Origin of the sequence: Bacillus sp. NTK074B, assembly GCF_017303375.1 — a bacterium.
GTDB lineage: Bacteria > Bacillota > Bacilli > Bacillales > Bacillaceae_B > Rossellomorea.
Window position 1 is genome coordinate 198,190 of record NZ_JAFKOH010000002.1, and the last position, 16,985, is coordinate 215,174.

General features: G+C 43.2%; 13 protein-coding genes. 1 reads left to right on the top strand and 12 read right to left on the bottom strand.

Annotation, left to right across the window (positions count from 1 at the left end):
- The 6 genes from preA to JI667_RS04380 all read right to left on the bottom strand — a co-directional run bounded on the left by preA (position 1) and on the right by JI667_RS04380 (position 8,522).
- Positions 1 to 1,287 (bottom strand): NAD-dependent dihydropyrimidine dehydrogenase subunit PreA, encoded by a 1,287-nt coding sequence (gene preA, locus JI667_RS04355; RefSeq protein ID WP_206850866.1) that lies wholly within the window; start codon positions 1,285 to 1,287, stop codon positions 1 to 3.
- 24 nt (positions 1,288 to 1,311) lie between these two features.
- Positions 1,312 to 2,667 (bottom strand): NAD(P)-dependent oxidoreductase, encoded by a 1,356-nt coding sequence (locus tag JI667_RS04360; RefSeq protein ID WP_206850867.1) that lies wholly within the window; start codon positions 2,665 to 2,667, stop codon positions 1,312 to 1,314.
- A gap of 72 nt (positions 2,668 to 2,739) precedes the next feature.
- The gene (locus JI667_RS04365; RefSeq protein WP_206850868.1) at positions 2,740 to 3,630 is read right to left on the bottom strand and encodes a nitrilase-related carbon-nitrogen hydrolase; all 891 of its coding nucleotides are present in this window, start codon (positions 3,628 to 3,630) and stop codon (positions 2,740 to 2,742) included.
- Positions 3,631 to 4,055: 425 nt separating this feature from the next.
- The gene (locus tag JI667_RS04370) at positions 4,056 to 5,504 is read right to left on the bottom strand and encodes a carbon starvation CstA family protein (RefSeq protein WP_206850869.1); all 1,449 of its coding nucleotides are present in this window, start codon (positions 5,502 to 5,504) and stop codon (positions 4,056 to 4,058) included.
- Positions 5,505 to 5,735: 231 nt separating this feature from the next.
- Positions 5,736 to 6,254: an ankyrin repeat domain-containing protein gene (locus tag JI667_RS04375; RefSeq protein ID WP_206850870.1), complete on the bottom strand. Its 519-nt coding sequence runs from the start codon at positions 6,252 to 6,254 to the stop codon at positions 5,736 to 5,738.
- Between the two features lie 99 nt (positions 6,255 to 6,353).
- Positions 6,354 to 8,522 carry a DNA topoisomerase III gene (locus tag JI667_RS04380; RefSeq protein WP_206850871.1) on the bottom strand — a complete coding sequence of 723 codons (2,169 nt, stop codon included), beginning with the start codon at positions 8,520 to 8,522 and terminating at the stop codon, positions 6,354 to 6,356.
- Between the two features lie 151 nt (positions 8,523 to 8,673).
- On the opposite strand from JI667_RS04380, the gene JI667_RS04385 reads away from it, so the two are divergent.
- Positions 8,674 to 9,663, top strand: a complete 990-nt coding sequence (locus tag JI667_RS04385) for a YeiH family protein (RefSeq protein ID WP_206850872.1) — start codon at positions 8,674 to 8,676, stop codon at positions 9,661 to 9,663.
- A 137-nt stretch (positions 9,664 to 9,800) separates the two neighbouring features.
- On the opposite strand, the gene JI667_RS04390 is transcribed toward JI667_RS04385, so the two are convergent.
- The 6 genes from JI667_RS04390 to JI667_RS04415 form a co-directional block, all read right to left on the bottom strand.
- Positions 9,801 to 10,337 carry an outer spore coat protein CotE gene (locus JI667_RS04390; RefSeq protein WP_060673296.1) on the bottom strand — a complete coding sequence of 179 codons (537 nt, stop codon included), beginning with the start codon at positions 10,335 to 10,337 and terminating at the stop codon, positions 9,801 to 9,803.
- A gap of 252 nt (positions 10,338 to 10,589) precedes the next feature.
- Positions 10,590 to 11,021 (bottom strand): RicAFT regulatory complex protein RicA family protein, encoded by a 432-nt coding sequence (locus tag JI667_RS04395; RefSeq protein ID WP_206850873.1) that lies wholly within the window; start codon positions 11,019 to 11,021, stop codon positions 10,590 to 10,592.
- A 1-nt stretch (position 11,022) separates the two neighbouring features.
- Positions 11,023 to 12,588, bottom strand: a complete 1,566-nt coding sequence (miaB, locus tag JI667_RS04400) for a tRNA (N6-isopentenyl adenosine(37)-C2)-methylthiotransferase MiaB (RefSeq protein WP_206850874.1) — start codon at positions 12,586 to 12,588, stop codon at positions 11,023 to 11,025.
- Between the two features lie 581 nt (positions 12,589 to 13,169).
- Positions 13,170 to 14,036, bottom strand: a complete 867-nt coding sequence (locus JI667_RS04405) for a 2-oxoacid:ferredoxin oxidoreductase subunit beta (RefSeq protein ID WP_206850875.1) — start codon at positions 14,034 to 14,036, stop codon at positions 13,170 to 13,172.
- Positions 14,037 to 14,039: 3 nt separating this feature from the next.
- Positions 14,040 to 15,782, bottom strand: coding sequence for a 2-oxoacid:acceptor oxidoreductase subunit alpha (locus JI667_RS04410; RefSeq protein ID WP_206850876.1), 1,743 nt, complete (start codon positions 15,780 to 15,782; stop codon positions 14,040 to 14,042).
- A 228-nt stretch (positions 15,783 to 16,010) separates the two neighbouring features.
- Positions 16,011 to 16,934 carry a dipeptidase gene (locus JI667_RS04415; RefSeq protein WP_206850877.1) on the bottom strand — a complete coding sequence of 308 codons (924 nt, stop codon included), beginning with the start codon at positions 16,932 to 16,934 and terminating at the stop codon, positions 16,011 to 16,013.
- Between the last annotated feature and the right edge of the window lie 51 nt (positions 16,935 to 16,985).

Genomic DNA, 16,985 nt, shown 5'->3' on the forward strand with positions numbered 1-16,985 from the left:
TTATTTCACTGCATCCATTTTGGATCCTGATAGGTTACTCATCACAGCCTGACGATCATTCCAAGTCATCGGCATTTGGCCACTCGGAACTTCTATCATTTCGATGGCACCATCAACCGGGCAGACAATCGAGCATAAATTACACCCGACACAATCCTCTTCCCTTACTTTCAGTATGCTATTCCCGTTTGGATCCTTGAGCATATCGATACATTGATGAGACGTGTCTTCACATGCAATGTGGCACTTATTACAATTGATGCAAACATCATTATTGATCTTGGCTACAACACTATAGTTAAGGTCAAGGTTACCCCAATCGGAAAATCTAGGGACGGATTTTCCGACGATTTCCTGCACGGATGATATCCCTTTTTCATCAAGATAATTATTCAAACCATCGAGCATATCCTCCACGATCCTGAAACCATGATGCATGGCAGCCGTACACACCTGTACTCCCGATGCACCCATTAACATGAATTCGACCGCATCCTGCCAGTTTGACACTCCACCCATTCCCGAAATCGGGACGTTGATTCTCGGGTTCCTTGCACACTCTGCAACCATGTTCAGGGAGATTGGTTTCACCGCAGGACCACAATATCCTCCGTGTGCGCCTTTTCCAGCAACGTGAGGGATGGTATTCCAGGAATCAAGATCAACTCCGGCAAGGCTATTGATCGTGTTGATCATGCTTACTGCGTCCGCTCCCCCCCGCACAGCAGCCTCAGCTGTAACGGTTATATCCGTAATATTAGGGGTCAGCTTTACAATGACAGGGGTCTTTGCCACTTCCTTGGCCCAATGGGTTTGTTTCTCTACAAGCTCCGGTACTTGACCGGATGCAGATCCCATTCCCCGTTCAGCCATCCCGTGGGGGCATCCGAAATTAAGTTCTAATCCGTCAACCCCAACATCTTCTACCTTCTTTACAATTTCATGCCACTTCTCCTGTTTCGGTTCGACCATTAAAGATGCAATGATGGCGTGCCCAGGAAACCTCTTCTTCGTCTCATAAATTTCTTTCAGATTCACTTCAAGTGGTCGGTCGGTAATCAGTTCGATATTATTGAATCCCGCTACCCTTTGCCCATTAAAGCTAACAGCTGCGAAGCGTGAGGAAACGTTTATGATCGGCTCTCCTAGTGTCTTCCAGACTGCTCCTCCCCAACCGGCCTCGAAAGCCCTCTGAACTTGATAACCCGAATTTGTTGGTGGTGCAGATGCCAGCCAAAATGGATTTGGTGATTTGATTCCAGCTAAATCGATGTTTAAGTTTGCCATGAAAATCCCCCCTCCAATACATTCTTAATTCACTTCAACAGATGAACATTTCTCATGTAAATGATAGGCTGCCTGTTTTCCTTGTTCAGCTGCCGTAACGACCATAGCCTCTCCTACACCTTTTCCGAACACAATATCCCCACAGGCAAAAATCCTTGGATTTGAAGTTTGGAGGGTTTTACGGTCAACACGCACAACACCATCTGAGTGTTCCAATCCGAATTGTTCAATCAAATTCAGATGCCGGGTCTGGCCGATCGCTTTGATGACGGCGTCAACAGCTAAAGTGAATTCAGAGCCATTAACAGGAATAGGTCTCCTTCTTCCATCCCTTCCTGCTTCCCCGAGCTCCATTTTGATGCACTCGATCCCGATAACTTTACCTTCTTCATTTCCAATAATTCTTTGAGGGGCCGTCAGCCAGCGGAATTCTACTCCATCCTGCTTGGCAAATTCATATTCAAAATCATAAGCTGTCATTTCAGCTTTTGTTCGTCGATATAGGATTTTTACATTCTCCGCTCCTAACCGCACTGAACAAGTGGCTCCATCAATGGCGGTGTTCCCTGCCCCAATCACGACCACTTTTTTACCCACATAGTTGTGACTTAAGGTGCCACTTTTGGTTTCCTTCACAAATTCGATTGCATCATGCACACCATGCAGGTCTTCGCCTTGAATTTTCAGATCTGGGATTGCGGACATTCCGGCAGCAAGAATGACAAAGTCATGTCTTGAGGTAATATCATCAGCGGATATATCTTGACCTACCTTTATATTCGTCCGGATATCAACATTCAATTTCTTTACTTGCTCCACTTCCCAGTAGGATATACTTTGAGGAAGACGGAAGGAAACGATACCATAGGTATTCAACCCACCTGCTTCTTTTTCGGCCTCATATATGGTGACTGCGTATCCAAAGCGAGCAAGCTCTCTTGCAGCAGAAAGCCCGGCTGGTCCCCCTCCGATGATCCCCACAGACTTCCCATTTGCTTCTCCTGCTTCGAATAAAACCGTTTCATTATGCCTTGCCCAGTCTGTTGCATACCTTTGTAAGTCGCCAATCATGATCGGCTTTGTGGAATGGTTCAATACACAAGCCCCTTCACATAGCTCCTCTGTCGGACAGACCCTGGAGCAGCTGGCCCCAACAGGATTGGCAGACATGATTGTCTTTGCGGATCCCTTTAAGTTCCCGGAAGCGATTTTTTTGATAAATGAGGGTATATCGATACTAGTGGGACAGGCTTGAATACAAGGCGCATCGTAGCAATACAAACAACGATTCGCTTCTTCCACTGCCTCTCTGCTTGATAAGCCCTCATGAGCTTCAAGAAAATTCTTCTCGAGATTGAGTAACGAAGGTGTACTGGACATACTGACTTCCCCCTCTTCATTTCATAGAGATATAAACCTCATTAGGTTCTAACTATGGAATATTGCATGATATTAAGGTAATAAAGCCGTCATATCATTATAGGTTTCCGGTCTGCGGTCACGGTAGAACTGCCATGTATCCCGTACTTCCCTTAATAATTTTTTATTCATCTCCCCTATGACCACCTCATCCTGGTCCCTGCTTCCAACTGAAACAAAGCTACCTCTTGGATCGACCAGATACGATTGGCCGTAAAATTCACCCATATTCCAGGGTCCTTCATATCCCACTCGATTGATGGCTCCTAAATAGTATCCATTTGCCACTGCATGAGCAGGCTGTTCAAGTTTCCATAAATATTCTGAAAGCCCCGCTACGGTAGCAGATGGATTGAACACGATTTCCGCACCCTTCAACCCAAGTAGACGTGCTCCTTCAGGAAAATGTCTGTCATAACATATATAGACCCCTACTTTAGCGTAAGCCGTGTCAAACACCGGGTACCCCAGGTTTCCTGGTTTGAAATAATATTTCTCCCAGAATCCGTATCCTTCTTCCCCGACTCCCACATGGGGAATATGCTGCTTCCTGTATTTACCGAGGTACGATCCATCTGCATCGATGACAGCTGCCGTATTATAATAAGTGGCAATGCCTTCCCGTTCATATATTGGCAGAACGATAACGACACTGAGTTCTTTGGCTAAATCCTGAAATTGTCTTGTAGTAGGTCCATTTGGGATTTCTTCTGCAGAGTCATACCATTTGGGATTTTGTTCGGAGCAAAAGTAGGGACCATAGAAAATTTCCTGCAGGCATATGATTTGAGCACCTTTTTTCGCTGCATCTCTCACCAAAGCCACATGCTTTTTAATTGCCTGCTCCTTATGGGTTTCAACCGCCTCACTTCCATCCACATCATGAGAAGCCTGAATCAGCCCAATCGTTACTAAATCCGACATTCCATTTCCCCCAATACGGTTAGATTATATAAAAATAGTAAGCGCTTTCATTATTTTTTTGCTTCATGAACTTGCACTTACTAGATTTCAAACTGTATTAATTTCTGAATTTTTACTATTTTCACTTTATTTTAACCGGTCCCTATCCTTATTGCATTAACCATTTTGTAACATGAACGATCTTCACCATTTGTCATTATGTATATCTTTCTTTTAAAAGCGTCTTCTTGTCCGTTACTCATAAAGTACCATACTCACGTTGCAAAAATTGTAGAATAATTTAATTAAATAGTAAAAATATTCAGTTTTTATTCGACAATATTCTTTTCTCCCGTGTTTTCCCCTTAATCCACAGTATTCCTGGCAGAGACATTCCACTCATAAAAAACAGCCTAATCTTTAGAAAAGGCTGCTTTTTGCCGAAGCTATGAATTTACAGATCTCATGTTCAAGGATTTCTGCCTTACTGGTCTATATTTTATTACTTGTATAATAAACCAAGTCAATACAGCCAACCATATGATTGAACCGAGCACCATTGAAATGGAATAGGAAAGTCCAAATCCTTCTGGAGCATAAAAAATGTATGAGCTTACCACTCCTGTCATAAATAAAGCTGGCAGACTGCATATCCAGTGAAACTTTGCTTTTTGTAATAAATAAATAGCAGCCGTCCATAACATGACTGTCGCAACTACTTGATTCGACCAGCCGACATATCTCCAAAGAAAGGTATAATCGATTTGAGTCAATAGGAATGTAGGTACTGCTACAGGCACAACCAAGAGTACCGGCAACCACTTTCCTTCAACATCTTTCTTTGTTAAATCAGTTAATAAATCAGCAAGCATCATTCGGGAGGACCTGAGTGCAGTATCCCCTGTCGTTACTGGCAGGATGATGACACCAAGGATGGCCAGCACCCCACCGAGCGTCCCTAAGGTCGTTTTACTTATTTCATTGACTACTCCTGCCGGTCCTCCCGAAGCCAATGCTTCTTGGAGTCCACCTGTCCCATTGAAGAATGCCATCCCTGCAGCAGCCCAGATCAAAGCGATGATTCCTTCTGCAACCATGGCCCCATAAAATACTTTGCGCCCTTCGCTCTCCCTTTTAAGCGTCCTTGCCAAGATCGGGCTTTGTGTGGAATGGAATCCGGAAATTGCACCACAGGAAACGGTAACCATTAAAAGGGGCCATAAAGGCAGCTCTGCAGGATGCAGGTTTTTGAATGTTAAATTCGGTACCGGATGTTCAAAGAAGAATAAACCGATTCCGATTGCAACCGCCATAAAAATTAAGATTGCTCCGAAGATTGGATAAATCTTACCGATGATCTTGTTAATCGGTAATACTGTTGCAATCAGAAAATATGTAAAAATAAGGACCAGGCATGTCATAAAATTAAGCGGTGTCACTTCTGCCATAAGTTGGGCGGGGCCTGAAGTGAAGGCAGCCGCTACTAGAATCATCAATACGATTGATAGAACGTTCATGAGAGATTGAGCAGACTTCCCTAAATATTTCCCTACAATGAAAGGAAACTGAGCCCCATTATGTCTAAGAGAAAGCATCCCGGAGAAATAATCATGTACAGCCCCTGCGAACAATGTGCCGACAACGATCCATATAAAGGCTACAGGACCATACAAAGCCCCCAGAATGGCACCGAAGATCGGACCTAACCCCGCAATGTTCAATAGTTGAACCAGGCTTGCTTTCCACCAGCTCATAGGCATATAATCCAAGCCGTCTTGTTTTGAAAATGCCGGTGTCAAATTGGAATCATCAACACCGAAAATCTTTTCTACCACCTTTGAATAAATGAAATAGCCAACTACCAGAATACAGATGGATGCAAGAAATGTGAGCATCACGATGTCCTCCCTTCACCAATTGAAATTACCGTTTATTCTAATACGGAAAACGACAAAAAACAACAGAATTTTCTAAAAATATTATTTTTTCAGAATAAAAGGACGCCAGTTCTTTTCATAAAGAACGATTATATCAATAATGAATGCGCATACATTATGTTGAAAAATTTTTATAATATAATCAAAAACGCATCCCCATGCAGGAATGCGCCTCACCTCCAAAAACTGTCATAACTTCCTTCTACTAAATTCCTCATGGGCCTTCAAAAAATCTTGATTATTTCTTTCAGTGGCAATCTCCAATGGCGATTGCGTCTTTTCTGACTGCATGCATGGATCTTCTCCATAAGCAAGAAGCATCGTTACGATCTCTGCACTTCCATCAAAAGCAGCAATATGTAATGGTGTATGTCCGGATGAATCGTGTTGATTTACATTCGCCCCCTGGTTCAGCAGAAACTCCACCAATTCTTTCGAAGCTTTCCCGGCAATTCCAGCATGCAAAGCAGTGTTTGAAGGAATATAAGATACTTTAGAATTGGAAACGGAATTGATATCGGCTCCGAAATTAAGCAAGAGCTCGACAATTTCCATATGGTCGAAATGCGCCGCCACTCCTAATGCCGTCAAACCATGCTCATTATCTGCATTACAAAGATTAGTATCATTTCTCAACGTTTGCTCCACTTTCGCTTTATCGCCTCTTTCGATTGCCTCAAAAAACTCTTGAATTGTAGTCGTCGTCATGAATCCACCTCTTTTTTACATAATTACAAATATTCTATCAATTAAACCTGACAAAAGATAGGGATGATTGCCAAAATAGGCAGTCATCCCTATGAATCACTACTGATCCAGTTTTAATTTAGCTAAAGCATCAGCCAATGCAGTATTGACAGGCTCTTCTTTTTGCTGTGTTTTCAAGTATTTATTTACATCCCGTTTGGTTGCTTTGCTGTTCTTTTCTTTCTTTTTCCGATCGTTGAAGGTTGATAGCTTTTCTCTATGTCCACATACACAGGTGAACATCTGGCCGTCTCCTTCTCCTCTTAGATCCAGACGTTTGTGGCAATTCGGACAGCGGGCATTCGTTTTCTTACTGATATGTTTCCGATGACCACATTCCCGGTCTTGGCATACCAGTTTCTTTCCATGTTTATTTTTGATTTCCAGCATTAAGTTCCCACAGTCCGGGCATTTCGTACCAGTCAGGTTATCATGGGAGAATTTCTTGGTGGAATTCTTGATTTCACTGACGGACTTTTTGGTGTAATCTTTAATTTCTTTCAGGAATTCCTGTTTCTTAAGGGATCCATCGGCGATTTTTTCAAGCTTCTGTTCCCACTCTGCGGTCAAAGTAGGGGACCTGAGTTCGGAAGGGGCGAGATCCAATAGTTGCTTCCCTTTGGAAGTAATGTGGATGTCTTTCCCTCTTGGTTCTATAACACCGGAATTGAAGAGCTTTTCTATGATATCGGCCCTCGTCGCAACGGTACCCAGTCCCCCTGCCTCATCTATCGTGGCCAGTAAGTCTTTATTGCTGGCTTTCATGAACTTTTTGGGATTCTCCATGGCGGATAATAGCGTGCCCTCATTAAACCTGCCCGGAGGATTTGTTTGCCCTTCCGTTTCTTTAATAGAAAGAACAGCATACGAGGTCCCTTCCTCCATTTTCGATAGAAGCTGATCTTTCTCAGAATCAAAATCGTACACTTCTTTCCATCCGGCGTCTACTATCCTTTTCCCTTTTGTCTGAAATGACACTGTGCCGATTGATGCTGCTACAGTCGTTTGCTCGTACTGATAGGGAGGAAAGAAGACGGCCAGGAAACGCTTAACGATTAAATCATACATTTTTCTTTCCCTGTCCTGTAATCGCTGAAGGGAAGGAGTTTCCTCTGTTGGGATTATCGCATGGTGATCGGTCACCTTCTGATCATCCACGTATGCCTTTGACAGCTGCATCGAACCCTGCAATGCACTGTGGGCCATCTTACGGTAAGGTTGAACATTCACCGCCTTCAATCTGTCCATAAGGGTTGATACCATATCGCTTGACAGATGTTTACTATCGGTCCTGGGATATGTGATCAATTTATGCTGCTCGTATAATTTCTGCATGATCGAAAGCGTATCTTTTGCAGAGAAACCAAAGATTTTATGTGCATCCCTTTGCAATTCTGTCAAATCATACAGGGAAGGAGCGTAGGTTTTCTTCAGTGCTTTCTTCACTGATTGGATGACGATTTCCTTCCTGCCTTTTAATGATTCCAAGACATGGGTGATTTCTTCTTTCGAGAACGTTTTCGTATCATTACTTTTCCCGTTGGACCATATAAATGTTCCCCTATCCGTCACAGCCTGTATCCCGTAATAGGATTGCGGGGTGAAATTCTTTATTTCTTCCTCCCGTTGGGCAATGATGCTCAGTGTTGGTGTTTGAACTCGTCCGCATGATAATTGGGCATTGTGCTTGGTTGTCAAGGCTCTTGTTGCATTCATCCCCACGTACCAATCAGCTTCGGATCTTGCCTGTGCTGCAGCATAAAGATTTTCATAGTTCTTTGCATCTTTAAGTCTCTGGAATCCGTCTTTAATGGCTTTGTCGGTTACAGATGAAATCCATAATCGTTTCAGCGGCTTGTTCACACGCGCTTTCTCGATAATCCAGCGGGCAACCAGCTCACCTTCACGGCCTGCATCGGTGGCGATGACGATTTCTTTTACATCCGGGCGGTTCATTTGGGCTTTGACTGTGCTGAACTGTTTCCCGGTTTTCTTGATAATGACAAGATTAAGGGACGGTGGCAGCATGGGAAGATCCTCGAGCTTCCAGGATTTATATCGATCGTCGTAGCTTTCAGGCTCTGCAAGGGTCACCAGGTGTCCGAGAGCCCAGGTGACGATATAATCGTTTCCTTCCAAGTATCCATTTCCATTTTTCGTACAGTGAAGTACTCTGGCAATATCTCTACCGACAGAAGGTTTTTCTGCCAGGACCAAAATCTTTTTCATGTAAAAAATCCTTTCATTACTGGGTCTATATTTTCTATATCTTTTCTATTTTAACATACAATACATAGAGTAGTGCATTTTGGTTCACGTCATTGGGGAGAATGTACTATACTTATACATGGTCGATTTTTAATAAAGGAGCTAATGAATTTTGCAGCATGACAAACACATAGGCTCCTTTCTTCCCAGTGAAGCCTGGGGCCTCTTCATCATCCTATTAATCAGTTTACTATCTAGAGGGTTGGGCACCCTTTTTCCACTGATCGGCAGCTTGTTATTTGCGATATTGATCGGGGCGATCCTTCAAAACACAATGAAACTCCCGAAAGCTTTCGATCCGGGAATACAGTTTACTTTGAAGGTTCTATTGAAAGTGGCCATCGTTTTTCTGGGTGTGGGATTGAGCCTTTATGATATCCTTCATATCGGTCAAAGAGCTCTATGGGTGATATTTTTCTCTGTCTCCATCGGCATTGCAGTCACATATTTTGTCGGAAAATGGCTCCGTATCGATAAGAGATTGAGCTTATTGATCGGTATCGGAACCAGCATATGTGGAGCCACAGCGATCTCAGCCGTTAAAGGGATCGTCGGTGCTAAAGAAGACGAAACGGCTTATGCATTATCTACAATAGTCTTCTTTAATTTAATTGCATTTGTTATGTATCCCATAATCGGACACTTTCTCCACTTGTCTGATTTATCGTTTGGGATCTGGGCGGGTACAGCCGTACATGATACTTCTTCTGCGGTTGCCGTGGGTTACGCATATGGAGACGAAGCAGGAGAAGTTGCGACGACGGTGAAGCTTGCCAGAACATTATTCCTGATTCCTGTGATGTTTATCCTCCCGTTTATCTTAAGAAAGAAAAGTACAGGGGGATCTCATTATAAGAAGGCCTTTCCTTGGTTCATATTTTTGTTCCTTGCCGTTTCTCTGCTTCATACGTTTGGATTGATTCCATTGACCATTGAGTCATACCTTAAGAGTTCGTCCAAGTTCATGATCATCATGGTGATGACGGCTGTGGGTCTACAAGTAAAAGGAAGAGATATCATCCGTCTAGGGATCAAACCTCTCCTGACGGGATTGATCGCTTCTATCACATGCGCTGTCATCAGTTTACTGCTTATCCTCTAAGCGAAGACCTGTCTAAAGTAGTTTCATTTTCATAAAAAAAGAGCATCTGCACAGATGCCCGTTGGTTATTATCCAATTTCCGACTGCTTACGTGCTAAGAAGAAAAAACTAGGAAGAGGCCGTCTTCCTAGTCTATTTTATTCTTCGTCGCCTTCTAAGAAGTCTGGATCTAACTCTTCAAACTCTTCATCATCCAAGTCGCAATCCCAGTCTTCATCGTCACAACCTTCCGGATTTACAAGGACACACACTTTCGTTTCTCCGATAACTTCCACTAGGAATTCACGTTCGACATGAACGATGATTTTGTTACCGTTTGGTGAAATGACCGCTTCGCAGCAATTCGGCTGTTGCAGTACTCGGGCACATACTTCAATGTCGTCCAGGCAATCAGGGTCACGGTATTTCAACTTGATGCAATCTGTATACTCTACTCTTTCAGTTACAACAGATGTCTTTGTGTTGTCACTGTGGGAGTACCATACGTTAATTTCGTATGAACCGTGAACTTCAACCTTCTTGCCTACTTTGTGTGCTTCATACTGATGATTAATGATCCAGCAGCCTAAAATGCTCGATGGATTATGCGGCGGGCAAATCGTATGATGAGACTGTGTAAATTTACGTCCCTTCGCTACGACCGCTTTAGTAATAATCTCTCTATATTCTGCCATTCGAGCGAACCTCCTCATTCATTTTCAATTCATCTTATGCGACTATCTAGGTGTTTGTGCGAGTAAATTTAATTACATGATGGGATTGTTGCGAGATAATGTATTGTATGCGAATACCCATTGAAGGTTCCGGAATGCACGACTTGGCAGCATAGAAAAAATGCTAAAACACACAAAAAAACGACCTTTGCTGGAAAGGGGATATCCCTTTTTAGCAAAGATCGTTTTTTGTCATTTTATACATCCCTGGAGTTAAGAACAGCTTCCAGGCGTTGAGTTTTTCACATGTGATCCCGTTTCACCGCGGAGTAAGTCTCCCCCGGTGGTTTCAATGATGTGATCGGTCACATTGTTTGAGATAACCGACGCAACGATTTGCAGTAAATCATTTACATCCGTTTGAGATTCCTTGAATTGTTGTACAACCGGAATTTCATCGATTTCTTTTTCAAGGTTGTCTATTTTCGCTTCAACCATTTTCAGCGCTTCGATCTTCCCATAATGTTGGAAGTTTACGGCTTGTTTTTGTAAGCTCTTGATACTCGCGATCATTTCACGGACCTTTTGATTTTCATGGATCTGTGCTTCGGCACGCTTGAAGAAATCCACTTCTTCTGTTTCCGCAATCATGGTTGCAAGTTCCTCTGCACGCTTCATTATATCGTCTTTTGTATACTTTGCCATATTATTTCACCTCTACCGCTTCCTGAAATTCTGTTCCGATCCTGCCTTCTTCAATCATTTCTCCATCCAATGACCAGGACTTGGCATCTGTGATCTTGACTTTTACAATCTTTCCGATGGCTGTTTTAGGGGCTTTGAAGTTTACAAGCTTACTGCGTCTTGTATAGCCCGCAAGAATGTCCGGATTCTTCTTACTTTCCCCATCCACCAGTACTTCAACGACTTGTCCGGTGTATTGCTTCATCGCGTGAGCAGAATATTCTTTCACAACTGCATTCAATCGCTGCAGACGTTCTTTTTTCACTTCCATCGGTACATTGTCATTCATCTTGGCTGCCGGGGTGCCTTCCCTTGGTGAATAAATGTATGTGTACGCGGACTCAAAGCCTACTTCCCTGTATAAGGAAAGGGTTTCTTCAAATTGTTCATTGGTTTCATTCGGATAACCCACGATGATGTCCGTTGTCAGGGCCACGTCCGGCATGGCTTCTTTAATTTTACGAACTAATTCAAGGAATTGTTCACGGCTATACTTACGCGCCATGATCTTCAGAACATCTGTCGAACCGGATTGAACCGGTAAATGAATATGCTCAACGAGATTTCCTTTCTTGGCAAGCACCTCGATTAAATGATCATCGAAATCCCGTGGGTGACTCGTTGTAAAGCGGATACGTGGAATATCCACTTTACGGAGGTCTTCCATCAGGTCTCCGAGACCGTATTCGAGGTCTTCGATATCTTTCCCGTAGGCATTCACGTTTTGACCAAGGAGAGTGATTTCTTGATATCCTTGTGCAGCCAGGTGACGGACTTCCTGAATGATCTCCTCAGGACGGCGGCTTCTTTCTTTTCCGCGTGTGTACGGTACGATACAGTATGTACAGAACTTATCACAGCCGTACATGATGTTGACCCATGCCTTGATGTTCCCACGGCGGACCTTCGGGAGGTTCTCAATGACGTCCCCCTCTTTCGACCATACCTCTACGACCATTGCCTTGGACATATACGCATCTGAAAGAATCTTAGGAAGACGGTGTATATTATGGGTTCCAAAGATCATGTCCACCTGTTGATAGGTTTTCAGAATCTTATTGACAACCGATTCTTCCTGGGACATGCATCCGCATACCCCAATCAGCAGCTCAGGCTTTTCCCGTTTTAAATGTTTCAAATGCCCTAATTCCCCGAACACTTTATTCTCAGCATTTTCACGGATGGCACAAGTATTTAAAAGGATGACATCCGCATCATCTGTCGAATTCGTCGCTTCATAGCCCAGTGCCATGAAAATCCCTGCCATCACTTCTGTATCATGTTCATTCATTTGACAACCATAGGTACGGATATAAAATTTCTTCCCTTCTCCGAGTCCTCTATATTGATCATCGATTGTAAAGTCATTATGATATTGAATTTCTTCTTTCCCACGCTTCTTTGCATCTTTTAAAGACGGCGGGATATAGACACTTTCAAAGTACTTGCTGAAATCCTTTTCGGATTTTTGGTCCGCTGGAGATCCAGGCTTCGATTGTTGTCCATGTTTTCGCTGTTCTTCGTTCATGAAATATCCCCTTTCTACCCCCATATCCAAACCGTTTTCTTCTATTATAAAAAGGCAGGATGATTGGGATATACATTCTTGCACATTATAATAGTATAAAGGTTTTGCTCCATAACTACAATAGATCAGGCAACGCTCAGGTAAATATCTGAATTTTCCTCCAAATGCACTTTCGCCCCTGGCGAAGATTTCAGTAAGAAAGAACCTTTTTCATAATGGATGAGTAAACATAATAAGAATCTTTAGTTGTTGAAATATGATGACTATTGGTGACTGACAAAGACCGAAAAACCAAACGTATAATCGATTTTGTTGCTTTAGAAACGCCCCTTTGAGTAAGAGTAAGGGTGATGACAATACTAAAATCATTCAACTTTACAAGCAGTGAGTTAAAAATATAGAGACAAGAAAATTAGAAGAACATATACAGACATTAAACGATTTAATGATCGAGATACAAAAAGACGTTAAAAAGATATTGAATCACTTAATCAGCTGAATGGCAAAAAAACCACAGGCAAATCAGGGCCCGTGGTTTTTTTGTCATTCAGCATTCTTTCTTAATGTTCCCCAAATCAGGATTACATAAATTCTTTCACCAATTCATCGAATTTGCTTTTATCCAATTTTAAATCATGTGTGCTTAGGGGATCCTCTGAGTAACCCGCGACAAGTTCCTGATAGGAGGGTTGCTCTTTATTCTGATAAATCAATCCCGTAACCAGGCCATCTTTCTCCATCAGGGTATTCATTGCCTGTTCCCGATTAGATGGGTCATAACCTTCTACATCAGAAAGCTTTGTAAGGTTTTCCTTGAACCAATCATAAGTATTGATCTTATTATATGTTACACAAGGACTGAACACATTGATCAGGGAGAAACCTTTATGATTTAGTCCCGCTTCAATTAATGCTGTAAGCTCTTTCAAGTCAGATGAGAAGCTTTGTGCTACAAAGGTTGCACCTGCTGTTAACGCCATTTCCATAGGAGCAAGCGCCGGCTCGATTGATCCCTCAGGCGTAGACTTTGTTTTAAAACCTGCGGACGATCTTGGAGACGTCTGTCCCTTCGTCAACCCATAAATCTGATTATCCATGACGATATAGGTTACATCGACATTTCGGCGGATCGCGTGGATCGTATGTCCAAGACCGATGGCGAACCCATCGCCATCGCCTCCTGAAGCGATGACCGTCAAGTCTTTATTTGCCATTTTCAAACCTTGAGCAATCGGCAGGGAGCGACCATGAATCCCATGGAAACCATAGGAGTTAATATATCCGGAAATACGACCGGAACATCCGATCCCTGAAACGACCGCTAACTGTTCAGGATCCAGACCCACATTGGCCGATGCCCGTTGAATCGCTGCTTGTACGGAGAAGTCACCGCACCCTGGACACCAATTTGGTTTAACATTATTTCTGAAATCTTTGAAGGTAGCCATGGATTAGTTCAACTCCTTACATCTTGAATGAATTTCATTTGGCAAGTATGGTGTTCCATCATACTTGGTCATTTTAACGATTTTATTCCCGTACCCTACATTCATTTTGATAATATTGGCTAATTGACCGGTAGCGTTATTCTCCACAACGACCACTTTCTTCGATGATTGCATCAAAGGGTCCAGTTCCGCTGACGGGAAAGGATGGATCAAACGGACATGGGCATGATTCACCTTTACACCATCTGATTCCAAGCGGCTCATCGCTTCTTCAATCACTCCACGTGTAGAGTTAAATCCGACTAATAATAAGTCTGCCTCTTCATGAGGTGCATGGGTGTGAACCGGATTCTGGAATTTGATTTCCCCAAGTTTACGCATACGTTTATCCATCTGTGCCTGTCTATTCACAGGAGATTCAGATGGTTTCCCGGTTTCGTCATGTTCTACACCCGTTACATGGTGAATCCCGTTTTTCATTCCAGGAATGACGCGGGGGGATACGCCATCTTCCGTTACTTCAAAGCGCTTGTAATACTTCTTGGGTTCTAATTCTTCCAATTCAGTTTCGTTTGCAGCAAGCTTTCCTCTTCGTATTTCCACCTTGCTGTAATCAAGGGGCTCTACCGTTTGTTTCCCCAATGAAAGCTGGAGGTCGGAAAGTATGATGACCGGACATTGATATTCTTCCGCCAGGTTAAAAGCCTCCACTGTATCGTAGAATGCTTCCTGAACGGTACTTGGTGCGAGGACGATCTTAGGAATCTCTCCATGTGTACCGTAAATCATCGCCATCAGGTCGGACTGTTCCTGTTTCGTCGGCAGACCCGTCGACGGTCCCCCGCGCTGTGTATCCACTACTACAAGAGGCTGTTCGGTCATCCCGGATAGTCCAATTGCTTCCATCATGAGTGAAAGACCGGGTCCTGCTGAAGCAGTGAACGAACGAATGCCGCCATAGTTCGCCCCGATCGCCATAGTGGCCGCTGCAATCTCATCCTCTGTCTGAATGACGGTCCCGCCTACCATTGGCAGTTTCTTAATGAGATACTCCATGATTTCAGAAGCCGGAGTGATCGGGTAAGCAGCCATTAGACGAACGCCGCCTGCCAAAGCACCAAGTGCAATGGCATCATTTCCGATCATGAACATGCGCTTGTTTCCGTCTGCTTCTTTCAGCTGGAGGGAACCGACTTTGTCACCAAGCTCTGCTTTCATCGTTTGATACCCCTGATTGATCGCTTCCATGTTCTTTTCCACTACTGTTTCACCTTTACGGCCAAAAATCTCTTCTACCACTTCCTTGAATACCCCTGGATCAAGGTTCAGAACGGCACATGTCGCACCTACTGCCACCATATTCTTCATAAGGGAAGTCCCAAGCTCTGTGGCTAATTCAGTGAAAGGCACAATGTATAGGGAGGCTGCCGTATCTTCCGGTTTCTCCGGCTTGAACTTTGCATCCGCTATGATTACACCATCGCTATGTAATTCCTTATAATTCACATCAATCGTTTCCTGGTCGAATGCGACCAATATGTCCAAATCATCCGCAATCGCACGAACTTGCGTGGTGCTGACCCGAATTTTATTATTGGTATGTCCTCCTTTAATACGAGAGGAGAAATGGCGGTAACCATATAAGAAGTACCCCAGACGATTGAGGGCCATGGAAAAAATCTCACCTGTACTCTCAATCCCTTCACCCTGCTGGCCACCAACTTTCCATGAAAGCTGTTCCTTCATTTATTACACCCCTTCAATCTATATTTGCAACGCCTATTTAAGAAAGCATCATTTCTTCATCAAGATCATTCATCTATTACGGTTGCAGCATTATCTTTTCATTCACTCTATCAGTTTATCACTTTTCCTTTTAAATCACTACTGAATTGAAGAGATTGTAAGTGCGTTTCACTTATTTTGAAACTCATAATGCCACTATCGGCAAACCTATAGGGGCCCGTTTGGTGATCAAACTGGTAACCTGTCATAAAAGTTTTGAAATAAGAACTTTTTCACTTGCTTATCACTATAGTATCTTTGCAGGGAGTTAATCAGGTTATCATATTGAATATATGTAGACAGTCCCTTTACGGTTTCATCTATGCCGTCGAAATCTGAACCGAATCCGATATGGTCCTCCCCTCCCAAACTGCATACATGTTCGATATGGCGGATGACATCGGAAATTTCCGCTGACCCTTTTCTGTTTAGAAACGGCGGGACAAAGGTGATTCCCATCACGCTGTTCTTTTTAATGAGCGCCTTGATTTGGTCATTCTTTAAGTTACGTGGATTAGGACAAATGGAGTAGGCATTGGAATGGGAAGCTATTGGATAATCAGCCGTTTCCATCACATCCCAGAATGCATTTTCACACAGATGTGAAACATCTGTCCACATGCTTTTCCCGTTTAAGAACGCAACCATTTCATGACCAAAGTTGGTTAACCCGCCTCCCCTTGGTTCAAGGGCACCATCTGCTGCAGCGTTTGCCCAATTCCATGTCAGACCGACTGAGCGGACTCCCATTCTGTAAAGGATTTCAAGCTTCGTGAGATCCTCCTCAATCGCTTCAGCACCTTCGAGTGTAAGCAATGCTCCTATTTCATCTTCCGAGAGCCGTTCTACCTCTTTTTTCGAGGTCACTAGTTTCAGCTTTGGATTCGGCTTAAGAACCTGATTGTAAAACGAGTTCACCATCTCAATCGCTGCTTGAAACCGTTGTCCGGGCTTAAGCTCTGATGGGATATAGATGGCAAACAATTGAATCTTACTGTTCCCCTGCAAAAGTTGTGGGTATGTAATATGCAAGGCATTTACAGATTGAAAAGCTCCACTGCCGGGTTCTAAGTATAGCTTCAACAAAACGTCACAGTGTGCGTCAAATATCATGCTAATTCTTCCTTTCAGCCGTTTACTTGTATGAGCATAATTCAATAGTAT

What these genes read in the sequence shown, in the direction of transcription:
- JI667_RS04365 (WP_206850868.1), bottom strand. Translation starts at nt 3,630, where the DNA reads ATGTCGGATTTAGTAACGATTGGGCTGATTCAGGCTTCTCATGATGTG.
- JI667_RS04370 (WP_206850869.1), bottom strand. Translation starts at nt 5,504, where the DNA reads ATGCTCACATTTCTTGCATCCATCTGTATTCTGGTAGTTGGCTATTTC.
- JI667_RS04415 (WP_206850877.1), bottom strand. Translation starts at nt 16,934, where the DNA reads ATGATATTTGACGCACACTGTGACGTTTTGTTGAAGCTATACTTAGAA.
- miaB (WP_206850874.1), bottom strand. Translation starts at nt 12,588, where the DNA reads ATGAACGAAGAACAGCGAAAACATGGACAACAATCGAAGCCTGGATCT.
- JI667_RS04395 (WP_206850873.1), bottom strand. Translation starts at nt 11,021, where the DNA reads ATGGCAAAGTATACAAAAGACGATATAATGAAGCGTGCAGAGGAACTT.
- JI667_RS04390 (WP_060673296.1), bottom strand. Translation starts at nt 10,337, where the DNA reads ATGGCAGAATATAGAGAGATTATTACTAAAGCGGTCGTAGCGAAGGGA.
- preA (WP_206850866.1), bottom strand. Translation starts at nt 1,287, where the DNA reads ATGGCAAACTTAAACATCGATTTAGCTGGAATCAAATCACCAAATCCA.
- JI667_RS04375 (WP_206850870.1), bottom strand. Translation starts at nt 6,254, where the DNA reads ATGACGACGACTACAATTCAAGAGTTTTTTGAGGCAATCGAAAGAGGC.
- JI667_RS04360 (WP_206850867.1), bottom strand. Translation starts at nt 2,667, where the DNA reads ATGTCCAGTACACCTTCGTTACTCAATCTCGAGAAGAATTTTCTTGAA.
- JI667_RS04410 (WP_206850876.1), bottom strand. Translation starts at nt 15,782, where the DNA reads ATGAAGGAACAGCTTTCATGGAAAGTTGGTGGCCAGCAGGGTGAAGGG.
- JI667_RS04380 (WP_206850871.1), bottom strand. Translation starts at nt 8,522, where the DNA reads ATGAAAAAGATTTTGGTCCTGGCAGAAAAACCTTCTGTCGGTAGAGAT.
- JI667_RS04405 (WP_206850875.1), bottom strand. Translation starts at nt 14,036, where the DNA reads ATGGCTACCTTCAAAGATTTCAGAAATAATGTTAAACCAAATTGGTGT.